Source organism: Lachnoclostridium sp. Marseille-P6806 (genome assembly GCF_900625025.1).
In the GTDB taxonomy this organism is placed as follows: domain Bacteria; phylum Bacillota; class Clostridia; order Lachnospirales; family Lachnospiraceae; genus CAG-791.
On record NZ_LR130577.1, the window covers coordinates 1 to 24,996 of the forward strand.

The 24,996-nt window shown below is 52.7% G+C and carries 43 protein-coding genes and 1 pseudogene; all 44 read right to left on the reverse strand.

The genetic code is table 11. The features are described from left to right. Positions 1–180: 180 nt before the first annotated feature. The 44 genes and pseudogenes from E0E20_RS05480 to rpsJ all read right to left on the reverse strand — a co-directional run bounded on the left by E0E20_RS05480 (position 181) and on the right by rpsJ (position 24,798). Positions 181–624, reverse strand: coding sequence for a GNAT family N-acetyltransferase (locus tag E0E20_RS05480; protein ID WP_207302833.1), 444 nt, complete (start codon positions 622–624; stop codon positions 181–183). A gap of 27 nt (positions 625–651) precedes the next feature. Continuing rightward, on the reverse strand, positions 652–972 hold the full coding sequence (locus tag E0E20_RS05485) for a TfoX/Sxy family protein (protein ID WP_130837218.1): 321 nt from the start codon (positions 970–972) through the stop codon (positions 652–654). Positions 973–991: 19 nt separating this feature from the next. After that, positions 992–1,420 carry a VOC family protein gene (locus E0E20_RS05490; RefSeq protein WP_001033924.1) on the reverse strand — a complete coding sequence of 143 codons (429 nt, stop codon included), beginning with the start codon at positions 1,418–1,420 and terminating at the stop codon, positions 992–994. Between the two features lie 26 nt (positions 1,421–1,446). Next, complete coding sequence (locus E0E20_RS05495) at positions 1,447–2,064, reverse strand: DNA alkylation repair protein (RefSeq protein ID WP_130837219.1); 618 nt, start codon at positions 2,062–2,064, stop codon at positions 1,447–1,449. A gap of 33 nt (positions 2,065–2,097) precedes the next feature. Then, entirely contained in the window at positions 2,098–2,379 is a 282-nt protein-coding gene (locus tag E0E20_RS05500) for a CD1845 family protein (protein ID WP_009529863.1), read from the reverse strand. A 65-nt stretch (positions 2,380–2,444) separates the two neighbouring features. Then, positions 2,445–2,711: pseudogene (locus E0E20_RS14015) on the reverse strand (N-6 DNA methylase); the annotation flags it as partial. Between the two features lie 22 nt (positions 2,712–2,733). Beyond that, positions 2,734–2,892 (reverse strand): hypothetical protein, encoded by a 159-nt coding sequence (locus E0E20_RS14140; RefSeq protein WP_242622673.1) that lies wholly within the window; start codon positions 2,890–2,892, stop codon positions 2,734–2,736. A 57-nt stretch (positions 2,893–2,949) separates the two neighbouring features. Beyond that, positions 2,950–3,414, reverse strand: coding sequence for a replication initiator protein A (locus E0E20_RS14145; RefSeq protein ID WP_242622674.1), 465 nt, complete (start codon positions 3,412–3,414; stop codon positions 2,950–2,952). A 506-nt stretch (positions 3,415–3,920) separates the two neighbouring features. Then, positions 3,921–4,322: a 30S ribosomal protein S9 gene (gene rpsI / locus E0E20_RS05515; RefSeq protein WP_130837220.1), complete on the reverse strand. Its 402-nt coding sequence runs from the start codon at positions 4,320–4,322 to the stop codon at positions 3,921–3,923. A 20-nt stretch (positions 4,323–4,342) separates the two neighbouring features. Beyond that, the gene (gene rplM, locus E0E20_RS05520; protein WP_130837221.1) at positions 4,343–4,771 is read right to left on the reverse strand and encodes a 50S ribosomal protein L13; all 429 of its coding nucleotides are present in this window, start codon (positions 4,769–4,771) and stop codon (positions 4,343–4,345) included. 137 nt (positions 4,772–4,908) lie between these two features. Further along, positions 4,909–5,742 (reverse strand): tRNA pseudouridine(38-40) synthase TruA, encoded by an 834-nt coding sequence (gene truA / locus E0E20_RS05525; RefSeq protein WP_130837222.1) that lies wholly within the window; start codon positions 5,740–5,742, stop codon positions 4,909–4,911. 15 nt (positions 5,743–5,757) lie between these two features. Beyond that, the gene (locus E0E20_RS05530) at positions 5,758–6,564 is read right to left on the reverse strand and encodes an energy-coupling factor transporter transmembrane component T family protein (RefSeq protein WP_130837223.1); all 807 of its coding nucleotides are present in this window, start codon (positions 6,562–6,564) and stop codon (positions 5,758–5,760) included. 109 nt (positions 6,565–6,673) lie between these two features. Beyond that, positions 6,674–7,546 carry an energy-coupling factor transporter ATPase gene (locus tag E0E20_RS05535; RefSeq protein ID WP_130837224.1) on the reverse strand — a complete coding sequence of 291 codons (873 nt, stop codon included), beginning with the start codon at positions 7,544–7,546 and terminating at the stop codon, positions 6,674–6,676. Beyond that, positions 7,521–8,423 carry an energy-coupling factor transporter ATPase gene (locus E0E20_RS05540; protein ID WP_130837225.1) on the reverse strand — a complete coding sequence of 301 codons (903 nt, stop codon included), beginning with the start codon at positions 8,421–8,423 and terminating at the stop codon, positions 7,521–7,523. Before E0E20_RS05540 ends, E0E20_RS05535 begins: the two co-directional genes overlap by 26 nt. 239 nt (positions 8,424–8,662) lie before the next feature. Then, positions 8,663–9,199, reverse strand: coding sequence for a bL17 family ribosomal protein (locus tag E0E20_RS05545; protein WP_130837226.1), 537 nt, complete (start codon positions 9,197–9,199; stop codon positions 8,663–8,665). A gap of 166 nt (positions 9,200–9,365) precedes the next feature. After that, on the reverse strand, positions 9,366–10,328 hold the full coding sequence (locus E0E20_RS05550; RefSeq protein WP_130837227.1) for a DNA-directed RNA polymerase subunit alpha: 963 nt from the start codon (positions 10,326–10,328) through the stop codon (positions 9,366–9,368). Between the two features lie 135 nt (positions 10,329–10,463). Further along, complete coding sequence (gene rpsD, locus E0E20_RS05555; protein ID WP_130837228.1) at positions 10,464–11,057, reverse strand: 30S ribosomal protein S4; 594 nt, start codon at positions 11,055–11,057, stop codon at positions 10,464–10,466. Between the two features lie 83 nt (positions 11,058–11,140). Beyond that, the gene (rpsK, locus tag E0E20_RS05560) at positions 11,141–11,548 is read right to left on the reverse strand and encodes a 30S ribosomal protein S11 (protein WP_130837229.1); all 408 of its coding nucleotides are present in this window, start codon (positions 11,546–11,548) and stop codon (positions 11,141–11,143) included. A 73-nt stretch (positions 11,549–11,621) separates the two neighbouring features. Next, positions 11,622–11,990, reverse strand: a complete 369-nt coding sequence (gene rpsM / locus E0E20_RS05565) for a 30S ribosomal protein S13 (protein WP_130837230.1) — start codon at positions 11,988–11,990, stop codon at positions 11,622–11,624. Between the two features lie 369 nt (positions 11,991–12,359). Then, a complete protein-coding gene (gene rpmJ, locus E0E20_RS05570; RefSeq protein WP_130837231.1) occupies positions 12,360–12,473 on the reverse strand; it encodes a 50S ribosomal protein L36 in 114 nt (37 codons plus the stop codon). A 147-nt stretch (positions 12,474–12,620) separates the two neighbouring features. Next, positions 12,621–12,839 (reverse strand): translation initiation factor IF-1, encoded by a 219-nt coding sequence (gene infA / locus E0E20_RS05575; RefSeq protein ID WP_130837232.1) that lies wholly within the window; start codon positions 12,837–12,839, stop codon positions 12,621–12,623. A gap of 3 nt (positions 12,840–12,842) precedes the next feature. Beyond that, positions 12,843–13,487, reverse strand: coding sequence for an adenylate kinase (locus E0E20_RS05580; RefSeq protein WP_130837233.1), 645 nt, complete (start codon positions 13,485–13,487; stop codon positions 12,843–12,845). 73 nt (positions 13,488–13,560) lie between these two features. Continuing rightward, entirely contained in the window at positions 13,561–14,880 is a 1,320-nt protein-coding gene (gene secY / locus E0E20_RS05585; RefSeq protein ID WP_130837234.1) for a preprotein translocase subunit SecY, read from the reverse strand. Between the two features lie 16 nt (positions 14,881–14,896). Continuing rightward, a complete protein-coding gene (gene rplO / locus E0E20_RS05590) occupies positions 14,897–15,337 on the reverse strand; it encodes a 50S ribosomal protein L15 (protein WP_130837235.1) in 441 nt (146 codons plus the stop codon). 111 nt (positions 15,338–15,448) lie between these two features. Further along, positions 15,449–15,634, reverse strand: coding sequence for a 50S ribosomal protein L30 (gene rpmD, locus E0E20_RS05595; protein ID WP_130837236.1), 186 nt, complete (start codon positions 15,632–15,634; stop codon positions 15,449–15,451). Positions 15,635–15,672: 38 nt separating this feature from the next. Next, on the reverse strand, positions 15,673–16,182 hold the full coding sequence (gene rpsE / locus E0E20_RS05600) for a 30S ribosomal protein S5 (RefSeq protein WP_130837237.1): 510 nt from the start codon (positions 16,180–16,182) through the stop codon (positions 15,673–15,675). A gap of 19 nt (positions 16,183–16,201) precedes the next feature. Continuing rightward, positions 16,202–16,570 (reverse strand): 50S ribosomal protein L18, encoded by a 369-nt coding sequence (gene rplR / locus E0E20_RS05605; protein WP_130837238.1) that lies wholly within the window; start codon positions 16,568–16,570, stop codon positions 16,202–16,204. A gap of 29 nt (positions 16,571–16,599) precedes the next feature. Continuing rightward, the gene (rplF, locus tag E0E20_RS05610; RefSeq protein ID WP_130837239.1) at positions 16,600–17,139 is read right to left on the reverse strand and encodes a 50S ribosomal protein L6; all 540 of its coding nucleotides are present in this window, start codon (positions 17,137–17,139) and stop codon (positions 16,600–16,602) included. A 102-nt stretch (positions 17,140–17,241) separates the two neighbouring features. After that, positions 17,242–17,643, reverse strand: coding sequence for a 30S ribosomal protein S8 (rpsH, locus tag E0E20_RS05615; RefSeq protein WP_130837240.1), 402 nt, complete (start codon positions 17,641–17,643; stop codon positions 17,242–17,244). 24 nt (positions 17,644–17,667) lie between these two features. Further along, positions 17,668–17,853 carry a type Z 30S ribosomal protein S14 gene (locus tag E0E20_RS05620; RefSeq protein ID WP_130837241.1) on the reverse strand — a complete coding sequence of 62 codons (186 nt, stop codon included), beginning with the start codon at positions 17,851–17,853 and terminating at the stop codon, positions 17,668–17,670. A gap of 47 nt (positions 17,854–17,900) precedes the next feature. Beyond that, positions 17,901–18,440, reverse strand: coding sequence for a 50S ribosomal protein L5 (gene rplE / locus E0E20_RS05625; protein ID WP_130837242.1), 540 nt, complete (start codon positions 18,438–18,440; stop codon positions 17,901–17,903). Between the two features lie 25 nt (positions 18,441–18,465). Next, a complete protein-coding gene (gene rplX, locus E0E20_RS05630) occupies positions 18,466–18,777 on the reverse strand; it encodes a 50S ribosomal protein L24 (protein WP_130837243.1) in 312 nt (103 codons plus the stop codon). Between the two features lie 13 nt (positions 18,778–18,790). Next, positions 18,791–19,159: a 50S ribosomal protein L14 gene (rplN, locus tag E0E20_RS05635; RefSeq protein ID WP_130837244.1), complete on the reverse strand. Its 369-nt coding sequence runs from the start codon at positions 19,157–19,159 to the stop codon at positions 18,791–18,793. 64 nt (positions 19,160–19,223) lie between these two features. Next, positions 19,224–19,481, reverse strand: coding sequence for a 30S ribosomal protein S17 (gene rpsQ, locus E0E20_RS05640; RefSeq protein ID WP_130837245.1), 258 nt, complete (start codon positions 19,479–19,481; stop codon positions 19,224–19,226). A 43-nt stretch (positions 19,482–19,524) separates the two neighbouring features. Further along, complete coding sequence (rpmC, locus tag E0E20_RS05645) at positions 19,525–19,728, reverse strand: 50S ribosomal protein L29 (RefSeq protein ID WP_130837246.1); 204 nt, start codon at positions 19,726–19,728, stop codon at positions 19,525–19,527. Beyond that, positions 19,728–20,156 carry a 50S ribosomal protein L16 gene (gene rplP, locus E0E20_RS05650; RefSeq protein WP_130837247.1) on the reverse strand — a complete coding sequence of 143 codons (429 nt, stop codon included), beginning with the start codon at positions 20,154–20,156 and terminating at the stop codon, positions 19,728–19,730. The genes rpmC and rplP overlap by 1 nt, the downstream gene beginning before the upstream one ends. Further along, positions 20,156–20,839 (reverse strand): 30S ribosomal protein S3, encoded by a 684-nt coding sequence (gene rpsC, locus E0E20_RS05655; RefSeq protein ID WP_130837248.1) that lies wholly within the window; start codon positions 20,837–20,839, stop codon positions 20,156–20,158. The genes rplP and rpsC overlap by 1 nt, the downstream gene beginning before the upstream one ends. A gap of 19 nt (positions 20,840–20,858) precedes the next feature. Then, positions 20,859–21,260 carry a 50S ribosomal protein L22 gene (rplV, locus tag E0E20_RS05660; protein ID WP_130837249.1) on the reverse strand — a complete coding sequence of 134 codons (402 nt, stop codon included), beginning with the start codon at positions 21,258–21,260 and terminating at the stop codon, positions 20,859–20,861. A gap of 44 nt (positions 21,261–21,304) precedes the next feature. Beyond that, positions 21,305–21,586 carry a 30S ribosomal protein S19 gene (rpsS, locus tag E0E20_RS05665; protein WP_130837250.1) on the reverse strand — a complete coding sequence of 94 codons (282 nt, stop codon included), beginning with the start codon at positions 21,584–21,586 and terminating at the stop codon, positions 21,305–21,307. A 15-nt stretch (positions 21,587–21,601) separates the two neighbouring features. Next, entirely contained in the window at positions 21,602–22,441 is an 840-nt protein-coding gene (rplB, locus tag E0E20_RS05670; RefSeq protein ID WP_130837251.1) for a 50S ribosomal protein L2, read from the reverse strand. 111 nt (positions 22,442–22,552) lie between these two features. After that, positions 22,553–22,852 (reverse strand): 50S ribosomal protein L23, encoded by a 300-nt coding sequence (rplW, locus tag E0E20_RS05675; RefSeq protein ID WP_130837252.1) that lies wholly within the window; start codon positions 22,850–22,852, stop codon positions 22,553–22,555. Then, positions 22,852–23,475, reverse strand: a complete 624-nt coding sequence (gene rplD / locus E0E20_RS05680) for a 50S ribosomal protein L4 (RefSeq protein ID WP_130837253.1) — start codon at positions 23,473–23,475, stop codon at positions 22,852–22,854. The genes rplW and rplD overlap by 1 nt, the downstream gene beginning before the upstream one ends. Positions 23,476–23,508: 33 nt before the next feature. Then, positions 23,509–24,189 (reverse strand): 50S ribosomal protein L3, encoded by a 681-nt coding sequence (rplC, locus tag E0E20_RS05685; protein WP_130837254.1) that lies wholly within the window; start codon positions 24,187–24,189, stop codon positions 23,509–23,511. Positions 24,190–24,477: 288 nt separating this feature from the next. Next, entirely contained in the window at positions 24,478–24,798 is a 321-nt protein-coding gene (gene rpsJ / locus E0E20_RS05690; RefSeq protein ID WP_130837255.1) for a 30S ribosomal protein S10, read from the reverse strand. Between the last annotated feature and the right edge of the window lie 198 nt (positions 24,799–24,996).

Here is a 24,996-nt window from a genome sequence, read left to right on the forward strand (position 1 = left end):
AGAACATCTACCGTGTGGACAACGGAGACAAACAGGGAATCAAAGTTTCCGCAATCCAGAAGAAGACAAAGAACGTGCTGGACACGCTCGGAGTCGACCTATTACGTAAAATTTGAGGTTACAGTGTTATAAGGTTTTAATCTCAACATTATTATTTTTCTCCACAACTTTAAAATTGATTTATAACGCTCTTTTCAAATACACCATATCCACTAATTGTACTCCATTCTCATATATTGGGTTAGCATAATTGTCAGTAAAAAAATTTGGTATGATATGAGAACGAACAAAACCACATTTTTCATAAAATGAAATTGACATCGGAACATCACCTGTCCCAACTTGCAAAATGTTGTATTTTCCTTTGTATTTCTTAGCAATAAAGTCAATCAAAAATTTCGCATAACCTTTGCCTTGATATTCCGAAAATGTTGCAATGTTTTTAATTTCAAGTACACCATTTCCCTCATTAGTTACGACACACTCACATTTGATACCATTATCATCAAGCAGATACATTTTACCTTTATCAAGATAACGATCTATCATATCTTCCTGTTCATCTGCCAATAACAGTAACTCAATATAAGCTTTTTTATTTTCAATAACCTCGATTACTTCCATCAATCACACCACCAACTTCAAATTTTATTATTTCTTTTTCTTTGGTTTGGATACAGGTAATTCATCATACATTGAATTGAATAAACCAGTTAAAAAATCTTTATTGTCAACATCATCTACCAACAGCATTTCCTTTGCTCCATCATAGGGTAACTCATACTTTGCATTTGGCATATATGCTATTGCAGATTTAACAGGCTTAACTAAAAATCTATCATCATAAATTCCACCAACAATTTTTCCACGATAATAAATTATATATTCACCCATCATTGACCTATATGATATTTCTTCCAAATCGGATAGTTGTTCTAAAATAAAATCTAAATATTCTTTACTTGAAGCCATACTCTTCCCCTATTTATCCTCAAAATTTCAACAATCCATTTTCATCAAATTGAAAATTTGGTCCCCATGAAACTTCCCAATAGTATCCATCTAAATCCGAAAAATATGCGTGATATCCACCCCAAAAAACTTCCTGTGGCTCTTTTACAATTTTTCCACCTGCTTTTCTTACTAATGCAATTACAGTCTCTACATCTTCTTTATGTTCAACATTGTAGGCTAATGTAATTCCTGAAAATCCATTCCCTTTTGGTGGATTATTTTCATCAATATCTTTTGCTAATTGTTCCAAAGGAAATAGTTCAAACTTTGTTCCCGGAGTATCAAAAAAGCATACTGACGGATTATTTTCTCTGCAATCAGTCTTATATCCTAAACCATCTCTATAAAACTTTATTGACCTTTCCATATCTTTCACACCTAAACAAATACAAGTAATCTTGTTCATCGTTACCTCCTATGAATTCTTATTTGTCATACAATCAATTTACTTGCCAACTTGTAAACTTGTTTTATCTCTTTACTTTCTAATTTCCAGCTATCAAGCTCAATTTTAATCAACTCCGGGAATTTCTTACTAATATCCCTTAAAGCATTTCCAACTGATTTTCTCACATATTCGCTTGCATCTTCTTTTAAGTTGGCAATCCTTTCAATAGCTTCATTCGGATTTTCCTTGAAATATGGTCTACTTGTCCATATTCTTAGTCCCTCCGTAACAGCTCTCCTTGTATTAGGATTATTGTTTTTTAACCATTCATCAATTATTGGAAGTGCTTTTTCATATCCTTTTTTCTTGCAGAATTCATCAAATGCCTTTGCCAACACTTCCTGAACTCTCCAATTATCATCTTTGGAAACTTCATCTCTCATAAATGCTAAAATATCATCTTGTTCTGATAAATATCCAAAAAGAAATACACCGTACATCCTTACTTGATAAGTAACAGATTTATATGCTAAAAATGCCAAATTCTTAGCATATTCATTATCATTAGATTTATAATCGGTTAACGCTCTTTTCTCTTCCTCTTTGAAACCATTTTCTATCAAAGAAAATTCTTTTTCTAAACTCGCAATATATTCTTTCAAGTTGCCTCGCCTCCTCATAAAATATCTATTTTCCTACAACGCTTTAATCTTCTCATTTATCAATTCAATAAATGCTATCACAGTCGCTCCTATCATCGGAAGCCCATAAGGACTAAATAAAAAACCAATGACCAAGCCCGATATACCTATTCCGACTTCTCCTTGAATAAAAGAAGCTAATGCTCCAAATACGCAGAACACCATAACGATATACAGTAATGCTGTTCCAATACCAAGCAAGAATGTCAAGAAAGCTATCAAAATTGATAAGACAAGACTAATCGGAAATAAGATAATTTTTAATATCCATCGCATACACTACCTCTTTTTCTCTTTCGCTTATGTGCTGCTTACAACCATTATTTTTATGGATAATGACTCTAAGCAACACATAAACCATCAGTTTCTTCAGTTTTTAACTTTGGTAGAAGCTTCAAAACCTTTGATTTTACTGAACTATTTGCCTCTGTCATTATTATGACACGAAACCCGCAGCATGGATCGTAAACACGGCAATTCGAGAACGGTTTCAGGATCGAGACGAGAGTTTTTACGACGCTGGCAGGCGTATAGAATTCGCCGCCGCCTTTGCCTTCAACTTCGGCAAATTGTGCGATGCAGTATTCATAGGTTCGGCCCAGAAGATTCCAGAAGTGTCGTTTTGACACTTCAAGAAATGTCTTTCCCAGAGTTATCCACAGTCCGGTAGAAGCTTTTCACATAGATCAGGTTGGGCTTTCCGAGGCCTTGGCGCTTTCGTTCGATCAGTCCGGCCTTGCTTTCCAGCTCATCCAGAAGCTGAACGGCTTTCTTGTTGCCGCAGTTCATGCTCTCCATGATCTCAGCGATGGTACAGACGATATAGACGCGATCCTGATCATCCCGTCAGCCGTTCTTGTTTGAGAGTTCTGTCCGGTCAAACAGGATGCTGTACATCAGCTTGGCTTCCGCAGAGATCCTTTGGAAGGCTTCATGCTGGATGAGGAGCTTCGGAACCCGGAAGAAAGCGAACTGCTCGGCTTCGGCGCTGTGGATATAGTCAAGCACTCCTATCACCACCTCCCGGCAGGGGAACTCGTCCATCGGAAGCGGCTTCTGCCGGAAGTATTCCTTTTCCGGCTTGCCGTAGGGACACGTCGCAAACAGGCATTTCCTGTACTTGAACTCCGGATGGTAGTAGCAGCTGTCACAGGGCGATTTCTTTTTCGAAGACTCGGCCAGGTAGTAGCAGTTCTCCTTCTTGAGAGAGCATCCGGCTTTCCGGTTCTTCCAGAAGAAACAGCCTCTACAGCTTGTAGGACGGTCAGCGTAGTAACGCACGCCATCGATCACGATTGTTTCTTTTGCCATCGAATAATCCTCCTTTTTCATGATGGTTCTGCAGAGCCTGCAGAAATGAAAAAAGCCCAGTTACCGTTTCAGTACAGCAACAGCAACCGGGCTATGTATGGGAGGCTTTTCTTCTGGGAAGTCACAGACGCCCGGCAGGAAGAACTTTCTGCTGAGCGTCTCAAATGAGTATAGAACAGGATTAGAATGATCAGATTCGGTCAGATTCTGTCAGTCGGTCTGAACACCCCGGATATCTGAGATCGTAGTCATCTGAACCAGTCTTTTGGCTCAGGCTCCGAGGGCTGAAAAATGAGGTCAAATGCACTTCTTACGCTCTCTCATTTCAAAAAATCCCCTCAAAATTTAACTACAGTGGCCCGCAAAAGGCCGGTTCCCTCAGTATTAACTACTATTTTCCGGTCAGATTACGTCAGAATCTGCGAAAACAAATCAAAAAGTTTTGGGTAAAGAGAAAGCCCGGAAACCTTGTATTCCGGGCTTTTCTGAGTGTTTTCGACTCGTGATCAGCGCTTGCTGAACTGCGGTGCGCGACGTGCGGCCTTGAGACCGTATTTCTTTCTTTCCTTCATACGAGGATCTCTCGTAAGGAAGCCGGCTTTCTTGAGGATCGGTCTGTACGTCTCCGAATCCGCCTCGAGAAGAGCGCGGGCAATTCCGTGGCGGACAGCGCCCGCCTGACCGGTCGTGCCGCCGCCCTTGACCGTAACCTTAATATCATACTGATCCGCCGTCTGCGTCGCCGCCAGAGGCTGTCTGACAATGGTCTTGAGCGTTTCAAGCCCGAAATAATCATCCAGAGATCTGCCGTTGACCGTGATCTCGCCCTTTCCGGAAGTCATGAACACTCTGGCAACAGAGGATTTTCTTCTGCCGGTTCCGTAATAGGTAACTGCTGCTTTAGCCATGATTTCTCTCCTTTATCCGATCAAAACTTCAGTTCTTCGGGCTTCTGCGCGGCATGATTATGCTCGCTGCCCTCATAGACATAGAGCTTCTTGAACATCTGTCTGCCGAGGGGACCCTGAGGAAGCATGCCGTGCACTGCGTGCTCAATGACACGGACGGGCTTTTTCTCCAGCATCTCGCGAAGAGAGGTGTAGGACGCGTTGCCGACATAATCAGTATGTCTGAAGTAAATCTTCTGCTCCATCTTCTTTCCGGTGACCTTGATCTTGCCCGCGTTGAGGACGATCACGTTGTCGCCGCAGTCAAGAAAAGGGGTATAGGTGGGCTTATTCTTGCCGCGGAGAACTTTCGCCACTTCCGAAGCAAGGCGGCCGAGCGTCATTCCGGTTGCATCGACGACATACCACTTTCTCTCGATGGATGACTCGCTGGGCATATATGTTTTCATCGTATTTCCTCCATATAGAATCGTTCCAGACTATCGGTATGCGATTCGCAGGGGCAGCGTTCATCTTCACAAAACCGGGGAGTCTGTGCGCCGGAGTAGGCATACTCCGACTGATGTTCTGCCGTCGCACCAAAATATTATAAGCTGGTTCTTCCGGTATTGTCAAACAAAGTTTTCGTCTCTGTTTCATTCCGCGAACGGAGCGCAGGATCCCCCTCCGTAAAGAGAAAATCCGCAAGAACAAGTCCCTTGGGCGGCGCCGTGGGCCCTGCCCGCCGCCGTTCTTTCGCCTCCAGAATGGCGGGCATCTCCTCCGGCGCAAGGCGTCCCCGGCCGACTTCCATCAGCGTGCCTGCGATGATGCGGACCATATTGTAGAGAAAGCCGGTTCCCCTGATGCGGATCACGATTTCCCGCGGCATGCACTCCGATGTCGGCAGAACCTCCGCCGAAAGAATCGTGCGCACCGTTGTTTCCGCCTGTGAATAAATACTGCAGAAGCTCGCAAAATCGTGTGTCCCGACAAGATACTGCGCCGCTCTCTGCATGCTCCCGACGTCAAAGCGGCTGTAACTGTAATACGTATAGAGCCGCCGCACAGGGTTGGGAAAATCGGCATTATATATCGTATATTCATAGGTTTTGACCGTACCGCACCGGCGGGGATGAAAATCCGCGCGAACCTCACAGGAGCGCCGCACGCGGATCGAGGGCGGCAGAAAACGGTTCACCGCCAGGGCAAATTTCTCCGGAGGAATGTGGGACTCGGTGTCAAATACCGCAATGTTGCAGAGCGCATGAACCCCCGCGTCCGTGCGGCTCGCGCCGATCACCTCGATCGTCTCATCCGTAAGCTCGCAGAGCGCCCGGTCAAGCGCGCCCTCAATGGTCCGGGGATCCTGCTTCTGGCGCTGAAATCCGGCATATTCCGTTCCGTCATAGGCGACGGTCAGCATGATGCGTCTTGACATTGCGCTTTACTCCTCTCAAAAAGGGACCGCCCGCGTCGCCGCGGCCGCAGCAAAATAAAGGATCAGCACAAGGTAGGCGACACCGTCCCGCCGCTGATATCTGAGCGGCTTCATCCGGGTACGCCCCTCTCCCCCGCGGTAGCAGCGCGCCTCCATCGCCATCGCGAGATCGTTTGCGCGGCGGAACGCCGCGATAAACAGCGGCACCAGCAGAGGAACCATCGCCCGCACGCGGGCAAGAAGTCCCCCGCTCTCAAAGTCCGCTCCGCGCGCCATCTGCGCCTTTTGTATTTTGTCCAGTTCCTCTGTCAGAATCGGAATAAAACGCAGAGCGATCGACATCATCATGGCGATCTCGTGCACCGGAACATGAAGTCGCCGGAGCGGACGGAGCAGCTTTTCCAGCGCGTCCGTCATCTGATTCGGCGTTGTCGTGAGCGTCATGAGCGTCGACGCCGTGATAAGAAAAATCAGGCGAAACGCCATCTTCAGAGCAAAACGGCCCCCCTCCATGGTGAGCTGCAGCCGCCAGAAGCGCCAGAGCACATGCTCGCCCGGCGTCAGGAACAGGTTGAACAGAACCGTGATCGAAAGCAGAAACAGCACCGGGCGCATCCCGTTCAGAATGTAGCGGAACGGAACTCTCGACAGCGCCACCGCGGCAAAAAGAAACGCGCCCGCCGCCAGATACCCTGCAAAACGATCGATCAGAAACAGGGAAATGATATAGAAAAAAACACCGGCCACCTTGACCCGGGGATCAAGCCGGTGCAGCAGCGAATCTGTCTGATAATATTGTCCCAGCGTGATTTCCCTGAACATAAACTCCCCGCAAAATGATTCCGGTCGAAGACGTTCTCTCCCGTCCTCGCCGGAGCTTCTTTATTTCTCTTATTGTCTGCGGAAGCGCTGCAATCGGCTCCGCGGCAGCTCACCGCTCCGCGGCAGTGTCTCTTTTTCCCGGCAGCCTCCGGAGAATTTCCCGGGCAGCCTCCTCCACCGTCAGAGCGTCCGTTCGCACCGGAATCCCCTGCTCCTGCAGATGTCTCATAATATAGCTGATCTGCGGCGCGGCAAGCCCCATCTCCTCCAGCTCCCGAACACGGGAAAAGACCTCTTTCGGCGTTCCGTCGCAGGCAATCACTCCGCCGTTCATAACAAGAATCCGATCCATATATTTCGCCACATCATCCATGCTGTGCGAAACCAGAAGAATCGTGATTCCAAGCTCCCTGTGCATTCCGGAGATCAGATCATAGATTTCATCTCTTCCTCTGGGATCCAGTCCCGCCGTCGGTTCATCAAGAATCAGCACTTTCGGCTGCATGGCCAGAACGCCTGCGATGGCTGCGCGGCGCTTCTGTCCGCCGGAAAGCTCAAAGGGAGACATCGCATAGCAGCTCTCGTCCAGCTTCACCTGCCGGAGCGCCGCCAGCGCCCTCTCTTTCTGTTCCTCTGCCGAAAGACCCATGTTCCTCGGACCGAAGCATACATCCGTCAGCACATCCGCCTCAAACAACTGATGCTCGGGATACTGGAATACCAGTCCGACCTCGGCGCGGAGCTTTTTCCGGTCATACTTCTGCCCCCAGACATCCTCGCTGTTATATAGGATGCGTCCCGATGAGGGCCGAAGCAGGCCGTTCAGAAGCTGCACAAAAGTCGATTTGCCGGAGCCGGTATGGCCGATCAGGCCGATGAATTGTCCGTCCGCAAGCTCCGCGGAAAGCCCGTGTACCGCCGGCGAAGCCATTGCGGAGCCCTCATCATATATGTAATTAACATTCTCTGCCCGGATTGACATGCTCCCCCTGTTCGCTCTCCTGTCCGGATGCGGAAAAATATGGTTTCAGCGCTGCGGCCAGTTCTTCCTTTGTGAGTATCCCATCCGGAAGCGCCAGACCGTTTTTTTTCAGAATATATGCCAGCTCTGTCGCCGCCGGGACATCGAGATGCAGCGCCTTGAGCTTCTCCACATGAGAAAACACCTCCCGCGGAGTTCCCTGCATGGCGATCCGGCCGCCGTCCATGACGATCACGCGGCTCGCATAGATCACCTCTTCCATGTAATGCGTGATCAGAAGAATGGTGATCCGCTCCACGTCGTTGAGAGCCCGCGCTGCGCGGATGACCTCCTTGCGCCCGCTCGGATCGAGCATCGCCGTCGGCTCGTCCATGATGATACAGCCCGGGTGCATGGCGATCACACCGGCAATGGAAACCCGCTGCTTCTGCCCCCCGGAGAGGCGATTCGGCGATTTCTCGCGGTACTCCAGCATGCCCACCGCTTTCAGGCTCTCGTCCACGCGTTCCCGGATCTCCTGCGTCGGAACGCCGAGATTCTCCGGTCCGAAGCCCACATCCTCCTCCACAATCTGACCGATGATCTGATTGTCCGGATTCTGGAAGATCATCCCTGCTCTCTGTCGAATTTCCCAGAGCTTCTCCGCATCCTCCGTATTCATGCCATCGACCCACACCTCGCCCCCGGAGGGATAAAGCAGCGCGTTGATATGCTTTGCCAGCGTGGATTTGCCGGAGCCGTTGTGCCCGAGAATCGCGACAAACTCCCCCGCTTTCACCTCAATGTCAACGCCGTCCAGCGCCCGGATGACGGAGAGAGTATTCCCCTCGTCGTCTTTCTTTGTGTAGTTGTGGATCAGGCCTTTCGTTAAGATCATTGTTATCCGAAGTCCTGTGCGCGGTTAACTGCTCGTTACAGAGTACACCAAAAAAAGCGGGGACACAAGAGAGACGGCACAGCGCGCGGCGCACGAAGTACGCCATGCCCAGCGCTTTGCCGTTTCGCGGCGCCGCGCTGACGGCCTTCGCCGTATCGCTCCACCAACAAAAGCATCCCCGCCTGCACAGGAGCGTGCAGCGGGGATGCTTTTGTTGGTGGAGCGGCATGGCTTATGGTTTAGACAAATTCCAGCACAACCATCATGGCTGCATCGCCTTTTCTCTGGCCGATTTTGATGGCTCTGGTGTAGCCGCCCTTGCGGTCGGCATATTTCGCGCCGTACTCATCAAAGAGCTTTGCCACAAGGTCTACTTCCTTGGTGTTCTTCCTGCGGTTCTTGCCCTCCGCAGGAACCTCGACGACAGGATAAAGGAACTTCATGAGCTGGCGTCTTGCGTGGAGACGGCTCGGCTGATCCTTGCGAATCTGCTTGTCGACGGTCTCGTAAACCGAAACCTTTTTGCCGTCCTTTTCCTCTTTGAGGCGCTTGCCGTCCTTATCTTTCTTCGCCTGCTTAACCTGCACGGTCACGGTGTCGTAGTTGTCCTTTTCCTTGGCCGCCAGCGTGATCATCGGCTCGACGATCTTCTGAATCTCCTTGGCGCGTGCCTCCGTCGTCACAATCTTGCCCTTATAGACAAGCTGCGTGACCTGATTGCGGAGCAGCGCCTTTCTGAGCTTGGTCTTCTTGCCGAGTTTTCTGTACATTGCCATTTTGTGTTCATCCTTTCCTTAACGCAGCCTCCCGACCGCACTCTTCGGATTTTACCAGCCGGGAGTGTGAACTGTGAATCCCGCTCCGCGCTCGTCGGTCTTACCGGAACGGAAGCTCTGCCGGCTCCTGCCTCTGCAGAAGCGCGGCAGTATTTATCCGCATGATTTACTGCAGCTCTTCGCCGCCCCGGAGCTGAAGTCCGAGCTCCTTAAGCTTCGCCAAAACCTCCTCCAGAGACTTTCTGCCCAGATTCCGGACTTTCATCATTTCGTCGGGCGTCTTGTTGCAGAGCTCCTCGACCGTGTTGATGCCGGCTCTCTTCAGGCAGTTGTAAGAGCGGACGGAAAGCTCCAGCTCGTCGATGCTCATCTCCATGACCTTGGTCGCGGAATCATCCGCAGGCTGGCTCATTACGACGGCCTCCTGCGCATTCTCGCTCAGGTCGATGAAAATGGACAGATGCTCGCTGAGCACCTTGGCCGCAAGACTGACCGCCTCGTCCGGTGTCAGCGTGCCGTTGGTATATACATCCAGCGTGAGCTTGTCAAAGTCCGTCTGCTGGCCGACACGGGTGTTGGCGACCGTGCAGTTGACGCGCTCGACGGGAGTATAGATGGAATCGACCGGAATCACGCCGATCTTGGTCTCTTCTGTCTTGTTCTTATCAGAGCTTACATAGCCTCTGCCTCTGGTGATCGTCAGCTCGATGAAGAGCTTGGCTTTCTTTCCGCTCAGCGTCGCAATGACCTGATCGGGGTTCATGATCGTGATATCCTGATCGCACTGAATATCCGACGCACGGACAACGCCCTCTCCCTCATACTCGATGTATGCGGTTTTGGGCTCGTTCGTCTCACTCACATTGCGGATCGCAAGGCTCTTGATGTTCATGACGATTTCCGTCACATCCTCCTTGACGCCGGGAATGGTGGAGAACTCGTGCTGAACACCGTCGATCTTGATCTGGCTGACAGCGGCTCCCGGGAGGGAGGAAAGCATGATCCTCCGGAGGGAATTTCCCAGAGTGATGCCGTAGCCTCTCTCGAGCGGCTCCACTACAAAGCGGCCGTGCTTCCTGTCATCGGAGATCTCTTCCACAGTAATGTTCGGTCTCTCAAAATCAAACACGTTATAATCCTCCATGTCATCTTGCCATACACATCAGCAACTGCCGTACAGCGCCGCGGCGCGTCCGCCGTCCGGCGAACAATCCCCATGGATTCTTTGCCGGAAACGGCGACGCGCCCGCGCCGATTCTTTCAGTTACTTGGAGTAAAGCTCGACGATCATCATCTCATCGACAGGAACATCGATCTGCTCTCTGCGGGGAAGCGCGCTGACTGTGCCCTTCATCGCTTCCTTATCCACATCCACCCACTCGGGGGTCAGTCTCGCCGCGGTGATTTCGGCGATATCCTTGAATCTCTGCATGGATTTGGACTTCTCTCTCACCTCGACGACATCGCCGGCCTTGATGAGATAGGAGGGGATATTGATGCACTTGCCGTTGACAAGAACATGCTTGTGTCCAACGACCTGTCTGGCCTCTCTTCTTGTGCGGGCAAAGCCCATGCGGAACACAACATTGTCAAGACGGCTCTCCAGCATGATCATCAGATTCTCGCCGGTCATGCCCTTCATGCGGTCCGCTTTCTCATAATAGTTGCGGAAAGGCTTCTCCAGAACGCCGTAGATGAACTTCGCTTTCTGCTTCTCGCGGAGCTGCTGTCCGTACTCGGACATCTTGCGGCTGCGTCTGTTCAGTGTTCTGCGGGACTTCTTGTCATAGCCCAGAAATCCAGGCTCCAGATCAAGGGATCTGCATCTCTTTAATACCGGTACCTTATTGACTGCCATGATATGGCTCCTTTCTGTCGGGAGTTTCTCCCGATATGTGGTTTACAGCCGTCCGGCCTTCCTCCCACTGGTGAACAGGTCAGTTATACTCTTCTCTTCTTCGGAGGACGGCAGCCGTTGTGCGGGACCGGCGTCACATCCGTGATGGAAAGAACAGCGAGGCCGTTTGCGTTCAGAGAACGGATCGCCGCCTCTCTTCCCGAACCCGGGCCCTTGACGAAAACATCAACGGCCTTGAGTCCGTGAACCTGCGCCGCCCTGACCGCCGTCTCGGTGGCCATCTGCGCCGCATAGGGAGTAGACTTTCTGGAGCCCTTGAAGCCCAGTCCTCCCGCGCTTGCCCAGCTCAAGGTATTGCCCTGCGTATCGGTCAGCGTAACAATCGTATTGTTGAAAGAGCTCTGGATATGTGCCTGTCCGCGCTCCACATTCTTTCTGACACGCTTCTTGGCAGCAGCCTTCTTTGCCGCCGCGCTCATCTGTTTTGCCATGGATAAACTCTCTTTCTTTCCCGTTTTACCGGGAATGTGGAATCAACTCGCCGCGCAGCCGCGCGGTTCAACGTCACTTCTTCTTATTCGCAATAGTCTTCTTCGGGCCCTTGCGGGTTCTCGCGTTGGTCTTGGTCTTCTGACCGCGGCAGGGAAGCCCTTTCCTGTGGCGGGTTCCCCGGTAGCAGCCGATCTCCGTAAGGCGCTTGATGTCCATCGCGACCTGACGGCGAAGATCGCCCTCGACGGTATACTCCTCCGCGATGACTTCGCTGAGCTTTCTGACCTCGTCGTCCGTGAGATCACGGCAGCGGGTATCCGCGTTCACGCCCGCCTTGTTCACGATCTCCGTTGCGGACGCGCGTCCGATGCCGTAAATATAGGTAAGGCCGATCTCTACGCGCTTGTCTCTGGGTAAATCTACACCTGCGATACGAGCCATTTCTGATTATCCTCCATTGTTTGCTCATGTGCCCCGCGGCGGCCGAGCCGCCGTCTCTGTCCGGAGCACTGGCGTGAAAGCGCCGGTGTGTCCTGCTTTCACTGTTTACTGATTGATTGAGGCAGGACGAAGCTGTGATTCGTCCTAAGCGGCCTCCGGCCTTTTAAGCCTGCCGCTTTGCGCCCAACCGGAATTTCGCCCGTCCCGGATGCCGGATCCGTTTCTCATAAAGCAGATCCCGCCCGAATGCAGCGTTCCGGTCTGTCCGTTGCAAGATGCTCTGCAAGGTATCAAAGAGTAATGCATGGCGGCAGGCTCCGCAAAAGCGCCTGCGGCCGCAGTATTCTATGATAAAGAGTCATGAATGGCTCAACCCTGTCTCTGCTTATGCTTCGGATTCTCGCAGATCACGCGAATAATGCCTTTGCGCTTTACGACTTTGCACTTTTCGCACATCGGTTTGACGGATGCTCTGACCTTCATTCTCCTTATCCTCCTTCTTCCTGAATTTGCACCTGTTCAGCACCGCTGAACAACTCTCTCTATTTTTTGCAGCAAAAAATAAAGTGCACGGCTCGCAGAGAGCCGCACATAATATTACCATATAGAAATGCAGGATTCAAGAACAAATTACTTGGATCTCCAGACAATCCTCCCTTTGGTCAGATCGTAGGTGGACATTTCCAGCGTCACCTTGTCGCCCGGGAGAATACGGATAAAATTCTGGCGGAGCTTCCCGCTGATATGCGCCAGTACAATGGCGCCGTTCTCCAGCTCGACCCGGAAAAGCGTATTCGGAAGTTTTTCCACTACGGTTCCTTCCAGTTCAATTACATCTGCCTTTGACAAAACTCAGCCCTCCAGAATCCTTACAATATCGTCAAATACCACCTGAATATCCTGCGTTCCGTCCACGGTCCTAAGCACGCCGGCTTTCTCATAGTAGTCGATCAGCGGCTGTGTCTGCTCGTGATAGACGGCAAGGCGGCTCTTCACCGTCTCCGGCCTGTCATCGTCACGGAGCACCAGTTCTCCGCCGCAGCGGTCGCAGATCCCGTCCGCCGCCGGCTTCGCGTATTCCACGTGATAGGTCGCCCCGCAGCTCAGGCACGCTCTTCTGCCTCCCATGCGCCGCACAATATTTTCATCCGGAACATCCACATTGACGGCGAAGTCGATGCGGTCGCTTATTTTATCAAGCTCCCCGGCAAGCACCTCCGCCTGCGGGATGGTACGGGGGAAGCCGTCAAGAACATAGCCGTCCCTGCAGTCCTCTTTCGCCACGCGGTCGAGAAGTATCCGGACGGTCAGCTCATCCGGGACGAGCTTTCCCTGATCCATATAGGTCTTGGCCTCCATCCCGAGTGCCGTGCCGTTCTTAATATTGTAGCGGAATATATCACCGGTGGAAATATGCGGAATGCCGTACCTGTCCGCAAGCATCTTCGCCTGTGTGCCCTTGCCTGCCCCGGGCGCCCCCAGCATGACAATCTTCATTCGTCTGATCCCCTTTCTGCGCACATGCGGCTGCCCCTTTCCGGAGCAGCCGCATGATATGAACGATTCTCTCTTATGCGAGGAGACTCCGGTTCCTGCTCTTCATATATCCGACCGTCTGCGTCATCGACTGTACCTGCCGGATTGTCTCCAGCACAACGCTGACGACAATGATGAGGCTCGTTCCGCCGAATGAAACGTTCGCATTGAACACACCACGGAAGATGAACGGAAGAATACCGATGATGGTAAGACCCACCGCACCGATGAAAATGATGTATTTCAGCTTGTTCTCAAGATAGCTCTGCGTGGGCTTTCCAGGGCGTATTCCCTGCACCGTCGCCCCCTGCTTCTTGAGGTTGTTCGCGATCTCCAGCGGATTGAACGAAATGGAGGTGTAAAAATAGGCAAAGAACACAAGCAAAATGATATAGACGATCAGCCCCACGGAGTATTTCAGCTGTGCCGGATTGCACCAGTAGCTGGAGCTCAGGTACTTGAGCGCCTCAGACCACCAGCCGGTTCCGTGGTATCCCACCAGCGTGGAAATGATAACCGGAAATTCCATGATCGACGCCGCAAAAATGATCGGCATGACGCCGGCAGTATTTACCTTGATCGGAAGATCCTGTCTGCTGCTCTTGCCGTTCTTGAACTTGGCGGAATACATGATCGGAATATGGACCTCCGCGCCGTTCAGAAGAATAACCAGAATAACCATTCCCGCAATCACCGCGAGAATCACGGCCGTGGCGATCGTCGCCCTCGCCACGTTCTGTCCGAGCACGAACTGTCGGAACAGCGTTGCGACATCGGAGGGGATCCTCGAAATAATATTGATCGTCAGCACAATGGAAATGCCGTTTCCGATCCCCTTTTCCGTGATGCGCTCACCGAGCCACATCAGGAACGCACTGCCCGCCGTCAGCGTGGTGATGACCATGATCACGTTGACCGCATTGTATTCCTCCAGAAGACCGCTTCGCCCGAAGCCGATCGCCATAGCCGCCGACTCGATGAGCGACAGGCCGATGTTCATGTAGCGGGTGAGCGAGATCAGAAGCTTTCTGCCCTCTTCCCCCTCCCGCTGCATCTCTTCCAGCTTCGGAATGGCAATGGTCAGGAGCTGGATGATGATGGAGGCTGTGATGTACGGGGTAATATTCAGCGCCAGTACGGACATGTTAAGGAACGAACCGCCGGTAAAGGCATCGAACAGGCTGAACGCGTCGCTGGTCTGCTGTGCCGCAAACCAGTTCGAGAAGTAGTCCCTGTTTACCCCGGGCACCGGCAGCTGTGACCCGAAGCGGATCACAGCCATCATCAGCAGCGTAAAGAGGATCCGGTTCCGGATCTCCTTATACTGAAATGATTTCTTAACGGTGTCAAACATAAGCTATACCTCTGAGTCAGATAACTTCTGCCGTGCCGCCGGCCGCTTCGATCTTCTCCTTCGCCGACGCGCTGAAACCGACTGCCTTGACCGTGAGCTTCTTCGTAAGCTCGCCGTTCCCGAGGATCTTCACCCCGTCTCCGGTTTTGGAGATTGCGCCCGCCGCAAGAAGCGCCGCCGTATCGATCACATCGCCGTCATTGAATTTCTTCTCGAGCGTGCTCACGTTGACGCCGATGATCTCCTTGCTGTTGATATCCTTGAAGCCCCTCTTCGGAAGTCTTCTGTACAGGGGCATCTGGCCGCCCTCAAAGCCGGCTCTCGGTCTGCCGGAGCGCGCTTTCTGTCCCTTGTGTCCGAAGCCCGCCGTCTTGCCGTTTCCGGACGCATGGCCGCGGCCTCTGCGATATTCGCTGTGCCGGGAGCCGTCCGCCGGGTGTAAATTGGAAAGATTCATCTCTGGTCCTCCTTGCGCGGAAATACCTGCGGCAGGAAACCTGCCGCGGTACCCCGCTCGCTCTCACTTGACTATATACGGTGGCAGAGGCCCCGCCCCTGCACGCCGTAATTATTCGTTTACTTCTTCAACCTTGACGTAAGGCGCGATCCGTCTGATCTGTCCTCTCGTCGCCGCATTGTCGGGAAGAACAACGCTGCTGTTCAGCTTGTGGAAGCCCATGGACTCAATGATCGCTCTGTTTTTCGGAACCGAGCCGATCACGGACTTCACCAGTGTGATTTTCAGCTTGGACATGGTATTTCTCCTTTCACAGTGTCATGGGAACGGACGGATCAATACTTGAAATCCGCAACGTCCTTGCCGCGTCTTGCCGCGACCTCCTCCGGAACCTTGAGCTGGCTGAGACCCTCGAGGGTAGCCAGAACGACGTTCTGCTTGTTGTTGGAGCCGAGGGACTTGGTACGGATGTTCTTGATCCCTGCAAGCTCGCAGACCGTACGCGCCGGGCCGCCCGCGATGATACCGGTACCGTCGGGAGACTTCTTGAGCAGAACAGAGGCGGAGCCATACTGCCCGATGTAATCGTGGGAAATACTCAGGTTCTCATCCAGAGCGACGCTGACTAGATTCTTTGCCGCGTCCTCCTTGCCCTTGCGGATCGCCTCCGGAATTTCGGTCGCCTTTCCAAGGCCGACGCCGACATGTCCGTTGCTGTCGCCGACAACGACGAGCGCAGTGAACCGCATGTTGCGGCCGCCCTTAACCGTCTTGCTGACACGCTTGATGGTAACGACCTTTTCGGTCAGCTCAAACTGACTTGCATCAATCATAGCACGCTTCATGTGAAATCTTTCTCCCTTCTCAGAACTCTAAGCCGGCCTTGCGGGCTGCCTCTGCGAGCGCTGCGACCTTGCCCTGATAGATGTAGCCGCCTCGGTCAAACACGACCTTGGTGATGCCCTTTTCCACCGCTCTCTTTGCAACAAGATCGCCGATGTAGGCCGCCGCCTCGATGTCGTCGGTGTTCTTCAGCGCAGTCCTCACGTCCTTCTCCACCGTCCCCGCTGCGACAAGCGTTTTGCCGGCGGCGTCGTCAATGATCTGGGCATAGATATGGCTGTTGCTGCGATATACAGAAAGACGCGGTCTCTCTGCCGTTCCACTGAAACGGTTGCGAAGTCTGTAATGCTTCTTTTCGCGAATATCCTTTCTGGACTCCTTTGTAATCATGATTCACTCCTTATATGGTCTGCTGTCGATTACTTCTTACCGGTCTTGCCAACCTTGCGGCGAATGGTTTCATCAGCATACTTGATGCCCTTGCCCTTATAAGGCTCAGGTCTTCTCTTGTCTCTGATCTCGGCAGCCAGCTGACCGACACGCTCCTTATCAATACCCTTAACGGAGATGATCTGTCCCTCTACGGAAGTCTCGACGCCGTCGGGATCCTCCATCTCTACCGGGTGAGAATATCCTAATGTCAGAACTAATTTCTTACCCTGCTTGGCCGCTCGGTAACCGACACCGTTTACCTCGAGTTTCTTCTCAAAGCCTGTGGTAACACCGACGACCATGTTGTTCAGCAGACTTCTGGTAAGTCCATGGAGAGATTTCTCTCTCTTCAAGTCATTCGGTCTTTCAATGACGATCTGGCCGTTTTCCTGCTTGATCGTCATCTCCTTGGGGAGTGCTCTTGTCAGCGTTCCCTTGGGACCCTTCACCGTCACCGTGTTATTTTCTGCTACCTCGACGGTAACACCGGCGGGAATAGCGATTGGCATTTTACCTATGCGTGACATGCCCGTACCTCCATATATTCTGTCTTTACGTCTGTAAGCATAAAATTCTCCGGAAAGCGTCTCCCGCAGAGCCGCGTCTCCGAAACGGCAAGCGCGCCGCGATTACCAGATGAATGCAAGGACTTCGCCGCCGACGCCGAGCTCGCGGGCTTTCTTGTCGGTGATCACGCCCTGATTCGTAGAAAGAATAGCCGTTCCGAGGCCGTCAAGAACCTTGGGAAGGTTCTCCTTGTTCGCATAAACGCGAAGACCGGGCTTGGAGATTCTCTTTAAACCGGTAAGGATTCTGTCCGTCTTGTCCGCGCCGTACTTGAGAGTGATGCGGATGTCCTTGAAGCTGCCGTTATCGACAAGATCAAAGCTCTTCACATAGCCTTCGTCAAGGAGAATCTGCGCGATCGCCTGCTTCATCCTTGAGCAGGGAATATCGACGGTATCATGTTTTGCCGTATTTGCATTACGGATTCTTGTAAGCATATCCGCGATCGGATCATTTGTGCTCATCTGTATTTTGCCTCCTTATCAGAATTACCAGCTTGCTTTCTTAACGCCCGGGATCTGTCCTTTATAAGCCAGCTCACGGAAGCAGATTCTGCAGATCCCGTACTTCTTCAGAACAGAGTGGGGACGGCCGCAGATTTTGCAGCGAGTATAAGCTCTTGTCGAGAACTTAGGTTTCATCTGCTGTTTGATCTTCATGGATGTTTTCGCCATGGTCTGATTTATCCTCCAAAATTATATACGCCCTGCCGGAAGCTCCCTCACTTGGAAAAAGGCATTCCGAACAATCTGAGCAGCTCTCTCGCTTCCTCGTCGGTCTTCGCCGTGGTGGTGAAGATGACGTCCATTCCTCTCACCTTGTCAACCTTGTCATACTCGATCTCGGGGAAAATGATCTGCTCCCGGATGCCGAGCGCGTAGTTGCCTCTGCCGTCAAAGGAGTTCGGATTCACGCCGCGGAAGTCGCGAACGCGGGGCAGAGCCAGATTCACGAGCCGGTCAAGAAACTCGTACATTCTGTCGCCGCGGAGCGTGACCTTGCACCCGATGGGCATGCCCTCTCTGATCTTGAAGTTTGCGATGGACTTCTTCGCCTTGGTGTAGACCGGCTTCTGTCCGGTAATGACAGCCAGATCCGCAGCGGCTGCCTCAAGGAGCTTCTCGTTCTCCTTTGCCTCGCCGACTGCCATATTCACAACGATCTTATCCAGCTTCGGGATCTGCATCACGTTCTTGTAGCCGAACTTCTTCGTCATCTGTTCACGAATTTCGTCATTGTACTGATCTTTTAATCTGCTCAACGCTGTTACCTCCTTTCCGTTTCTCTCAGTCGATGGTCTTGCCGGTCGCCTTGGCGACGCGAACCTTTTTGCCGTCCTCGATCTTAAAGCCGACGCGGGTCACCTTGCCGCCCGCAAGAAGCATGACATTGGAAATATCCAGCGCCGCCTCCTCCTGAACCAGTCCGCCGTCCGGATGTCCCGCCGAGGGCTTGGTGTGCTTGGTCACCATGTTGACGCCCTCGACGACAACCCTGTGATTCTTCGGGTCAACGGAAGAAACCTTTCCCTCCTTGCCCTTATTCTTTCCAGCGATCACTCTGACGGTGTCGCCCTTTTTGATCTTGCATGTAGCCATGATAGTCTCCTCCTTACAGAACTTCCGGAGCCAAAGAAAGAATCTTCATGTACTGTTTCTCACGAAGCTCTCTGGCGACAGGTCCAAAAATACGGGTTCCCATAGGCGTCTTGTCGTCCTTGACGATAACCGCCGCATTCTCGTCAAAGCGAATGTAGGATCCGTCTGCTCTGTGGGTCTTCTGGACGGTACGGACAACGACGGCTTTCACCACGTCGCCTTTCTTGACAACGCCGCCGGGTATTGCATCCTTGACCGCGCAGACAACGATGTCGCCGATTCTTGCATATCTTCTTCTGGAGCCGCCGCTGACACGGATGACCAGAAGCTCTCTGGCGCCGGTATTATCAGCGACCTTTAATCTACTTTCCTGCTGAACCATAGTTGATTTCCTTTCTTGCAGAAATTCTCACAGCCCGGAACGGGTCAGGATAATCTCTGTCGGATTATCTTGCCTTTTCAACGACGGAAACAAGTCTCCATCTCTTGGTCTTTGAAAGCGGTCTGGTCTCCATCACTCTGACCGTATCGCCCTCGCCCGCCTCGTTGTTCTCATCGTGAGCCGTCAGCTTGTAGGTCTTTCTGACAATCTTGCCGATGACGGGATGCTTTACGTTGTCCTCAATGGCGACGACGATCGTCTTGTCCATCTTGCTGCTGACGACCTTGCCGATACGGACTTTTCTCAAATTTCTCTCTTCCATGATCTCTATCCTTTCACGTAACAGCGCTTTTTTTCGCCGCCGGTCAGTCAGCAGCCTTTCTGGTCAGAACGGTCTGAATGCGCGCAATGTTCTTGCGAACCTCGGTGATTCTCGCCGTGTTGTCCAGCTGATTGGTTGCATTCTGGAACCGCAGATTGAACAGTTCCTTCTTCGCGGAGACAAGCTCCTCGTTCAGCTCGGCAACCGTCTTGTTCTGCAGCTCTTTTACATATGTCGTACTCTTCATTATTCTGCACCGCCTTCCAACTGTGCCTTAGAAACGATCTTGCACCTGCAGGGAAGTTTGTTCGCTGCAAGGCGGAGCGCCTCTCTGGCGTCTGCTTCGGCTACGCCGGCAATCTCAAACATCACTCTGCCCGGCTTCACAACCGCCACCCAGAATTCCACAGCGCCCTTACCGGAACCCATTCGGACCTCGGCAGGCTTCTTGGTCACCGGCTTATCGGGAAAAATCTTGATCCAGATCTGACCGCCTCTCTTAACAAAGCGGGTCATGGCAACACGGGCCGCCTCGATCTGATTGGAGCGGATCCAGACCGGCTCCTCACAGACAAGCCCGAACTCACCGTAGGTAAGCGTTGTGCCGCGGCAGATCTTGCCGGACATGTTGCCACGGAACTGTTTACGATGCTTTACTCTCTTCGGCATTAACATTAGTTATCGCTCCCTTCCGTATCCGCAGCCTTTCTGGCCGCTTTGTCTGCGGGCTTTGCAGGAAGAATCTCACCCTTGTAGATCCAGACCTTGACGCCGACCTTGCCATAGGTGGTATCTGCCTCAGCAAAACCATAATCGATATCCGCGCGGAGCGTCTGCAGCGGAATGGTTCCCTCAGAATACGTTTCGGTACGGGCGATATCCGCGCCGCCAAGTCTCCCTGCGCAGGAGGTCTTGATTCCCAGAACGCCGGACTTCATGGTTCTGTTCATGCAGGACTTCATCGCTCTGCGGAACGAGACGCGCTGCTCAAGCTGCTGCGCGATATTCTCGGCGACAAGCTGGGCGTCTCTGTCCGGTCTCTTGATCTCCTTGATATCCAGCAGGCACTTTCTGGAGGTGAGCTTTTCCAGCTCTTTCTTGGTATTCTCGATCTCCGCGCCGCCCTTGCCGATGATCACGCCGGGCTTCGCCGCATAGACGGCGACTTTCACTCTGTCGGACGTTCTCTCAATGTCGATCTTGGAAACGCCTGCGTTCATCAGCTTCTTCTTGAGAAACTTTCTGATATTGTAGTCTTCCACTAAGAGGTCGGAGAAATCGCCCTCGGCATACCACTTGGAATCCCAGTCCTTGATCACGCCGACTCTCAGACCATGCGGGTTAACTTTCTGTCCCATTATAGGCTCCTTTCAATGCTTACTCTGCGTCTGCCTTCTTCTCGTCCAGAACGATCGTCAGATGGCACTCTCTCTTGAGAATCCGATATGCTCTGCCCTGTGCGCGGGGATGAATTCTCTTCATCACAGGCCCGTTGTCCGCACGGCACTCCGCCACATACAGATTCGCTGGGTTCATGCCATTGTTGTTCTCCGCATTGGCCACTGCCGACTTCAGCAGCTTGAGAATGACGCCGGAAGCATATCTGGTGTTGTACGCCAGAATTCCCTCTGCCACCGCGACATCCTTGCCTCTGATCGCATCCATAACAAAACACGCCTTCTGCACCGGGATCCTCGCAAAAGAAAGCTTTGCGGAGGGTCTGTTGTCTTTCCGGCTGTTTCTGTCTCTCTTAATCTGAGATCTATGTCCGTTCGCCATAGATACACACTCCTTTCAGTCTTACTGCCTCCCGAGACCGGAAATCAGCCTCTTCTCTCATCCTTATTGTTCCCGCTGTGGCCGCGGTAGGTTCTCGTCTGCACGAACTCACCCAGCTTGTGCCCGACCATATCCTCGGTCACGTACACCGGAACATGCTTCCTGCCGTCATGGACCGCAAAGGTGTGTCCCACGAACGACGGGAAAATAGTGGAACGGCGGGACCATGTCTTGATGACCGTCTTGTCGCCGGATGCATTTGCCGCATCAACTTTCTTCAACAGGCTCGCGTCTGCAAAAGGTCCTTTTTTAATCGATCTTGCCATGATGTATTCTCCTTATTATCTCGCGGACTTGGCGTTTCTTCTTCTGACAATGAGCTTATCGGAAGACTTCCTCCTGCGGGTCTTGTAACCCAGCGCAGGCTTGCCCCAAGGAGTGCTCGGTCCCGGGCGTCCCACCGGAGCCTTGCCCTCGCCGCCTCCGTGCGGATGATCGTTCGGGTTCATGACAGAGCCGCGAACCGTAGGACGGATACCCATGTGACGGATGCGGCCGGCCTTACCGTAGCTGATCAGGTTGTGATCGATGTTGCCGACGGTGCCGATCGTTGCTCTGCAGGTCAGCGGCACCATTCTCATCTCACCGGAGGGAAGACGGAGCGTCGCATATTTGCCCTCTTTCGCCATAAGCTGCGCCGCATTGCCAGCGGAGCGGACAAGCTGGCCGCCCTTTCCGGGATACAGCTCAACGTTGTGAACCATTTCACCGACCGGGATCTCGGAAAGCGGGAGGCAGTTGCCGACGCGGATCTCAGCCTGCGCGCCGTTCATGACTTTCATGCCGTCTGTCAGTCCCTGCGGAGCAAGGATATAGGACTTCTCGCCGTCCGCGTAGCAGATCAGCGCGATGTTCGCGGAGCGGTTCGGATCGTACTCGATGCCGATGACCGTCGCCGGAACGCCGTCCTTGCGTCTGCGGAAGTCGACCTGTCTGTATTTCTGCCGGTTGCCGCCGCCGTGATGTCTCACGGTGATCTTGCCTTGGTTATTGCGGCCGGCGTTCTTCTTGAGAGAAACGATGAGAGACTTCTCCGGAGTGCTCTTCGTCACCTCGGAAAAATCAGAGCCGGTCATATTACGTCTGGACGGCGTATATGCGGTGTATTTCTTGATTCCCATTTGTATATCTCCTTTTCTTTATCACACGCATGCTTTTGCTGCTGCCGCCGGCGGGAAGCCGTCTGCGCGTTTAATTGAATCCGGCAGCAGAATCGGGAAAGCTCCCCCGGATCAGAGTCCTGCGAACAGCTCAATATCCTTGCTGTCCTCGGTCAGCGTCACGATCGCTTTCTTAGTCTTCGCCGTGTAGCCGATCACATAGCCTCTTCTCTTCTTCTTGGCTCTGCAGTTCATCGTGTTGACTTTCGCGACCTTGGTTCCCTCGAACATCTTCTCGACGGCATCGCGGATCATGATCTTGTCTGCATCCGGATGAACATAGAACGTATATTTCTTCTCGCCCATGACGGACATGCTCTTCTCCGTGATGACCGGCTTCAGAATGACGTCATAATAATTTAATGCTGCCATTATGCGTACACCTCCTCGATCTTCGCAATGGCCGCTTTCGTCGCGATCACGGTCTTTGCGTTCATGATATCGTATACATTGAGCTCGCCGGTCTGCTCCGTCTTGACGCCCGCAAGGTTCCTCGCGGAAAGAATGACATTTTTGTCATTGTCTGCCAGAACAACCAGCGCCTTGCCGGAAACGTTCAGATTCTCCAGCACCCTGACAAAGTCCTTTGTCCGGATCGCGTCCAGCTTCAGCTCATCCATGACGATCAGCCGGTTGCCATTGACGCTGTCGGTCAGAGCGGACTTGAGAGCCGCCCTCTTCTCCTTGCGGTTCATCTTAAAGGAATAGTCGCGCGGAACCGGTGCAAACACCATGCCGCCACCGGTCCACTGCGGCGCTCTCGTCGAGCCCTGTCTCGCGTGGCCGGTTCCTTTCTGTCTCCACGGCTTTCTGCCGCCGCCGGAAACCTCGGAGCGGGTCTTCGCTTTCTGCGTCCCCTGCCGATTGTCTGCAAGCTGCTGCACAACAGCCATGTGAACGAGATGCTCATTCACCTCTGCGCCGAAGACTGCATCGCTGAGATCGATTTTGCCGACCTCCTTGCCCTCCATATTGTAAACAGATACGTTTGCCATCTGTATGATCCTCCTTTCATCCCGGACAGGCTATCAGGCTTCCGCCTTGGTGGTGTCCTTAAGCGTGACCAGCCCTTTCTTCGGTCCCGGGATCGCGCCCTTGACCAGAATCAGATTCTTTTCCGCGTCAACTCTGACGATCTCAAGATTGCGGACCGTCACCTGCTCCGTTCCCATGTGTCCGGGCATCGTCTTGCCCTTGAATACATGGCTCGGATCGGAGCTCGAGCCGTTGGAACCCTGATGGCGGTGGAACTTGGAGCCGTGCCCCATGGGTCCTCTGTGCTGGCCTTTCTGAATCGCAGAGACAAAGCCCTTTCCCTTGCTGATCGCCGTGGCATCGATCTTGTCGCCCTCTGCGAAGATATCGGCTTTGATCTCCTGTCCGAGCGTGTACTCCGCCGCATTGTCAAAACGGAATTCCTGAAGGAAACGCCTGCTCTCCGTGCCGGCTTTCTTGAAAACGCCCTGCTGTGCTTTCGGAACGCCGTGCTCGTGAATCACCTGCTTTTTGCCGCTCTTGTCGACGACCGTGATTCTGTCCTTTTTCGCGCCGAAGCCGACCTGAACCGCTTCGTAGCCGTCGTTCTCATTCGTCTTGACCTGCGTGACGACGCAGGGGCCGGCCTCGAGAACCGTAACGGGAACCAGTGTTCCGTCCTCTTTGAAAATCTGCGTCATGCCGATTTTTGTTGCCAGTATTGCTTTCTTCATAATCTGCCTCTTTCTGTCCCGTTTCTCATCCGGGACGTTTTCTACAGCGGACATCAGCAGGGGGCGCTTCCCGAATCGTCTCCCGCCGCACCGCAGACTGCTGTCTGACTGCTTCGCGGACGGTGCCCCCGTGCCTCTCCTTCCCGCAGGAAAGGGATGTCATACTAGTAGAGGTTCTGTCTTGCGCCGCATCATACGCCGGCGCGGAACGTTTATATCATCAATGAAAACTTCCCGGTCACAGGGCGGCGTCTCCGCCCTCTGGCTGATCTGTCCCCGGGGAGCCTCTCAGGCCTTGGTCTTCATCTTGATATCAATGTAGACGCCGGCCGGCATTTCCAGTCTCTGCAGCGCTTCGACGGTCTTGGGGGTCGGGTTGATCACATCGATCAGTCTCTTGTGGGTTCTCTGCTCGAACTGCTCGCGGGAATCCTTATACTTATGAACGGCGCGGAGAATGGTGACGACCTCCTTTTTCGTAGGAAGCGGCACCGGACCGCTCACCTGTGAGCCGTTCTTGCGGACGGTTTCGATGATCTTTCTGGACGATCCGTCGACCAGCTCGTGATCATACGCCTTAAGGGTGATTCTCATTACCTGATTTGCCATAAAAAAAGTCCCTCCTTTTCGCACTTTTTTTACAAGTACGACAAGCAGTGACTGTACACAGTTCCGTGTGTGTCATCGACCTTCCGATAAAAACGAAGCCGGAAAGGCTCCTTCGATGGTTTCGACTTCGCGACGCAGCACGCCGATTCTGCAGCTGTTTTGCAGATCCCGATTGTACAGTGACTTGCCGTCAGATTA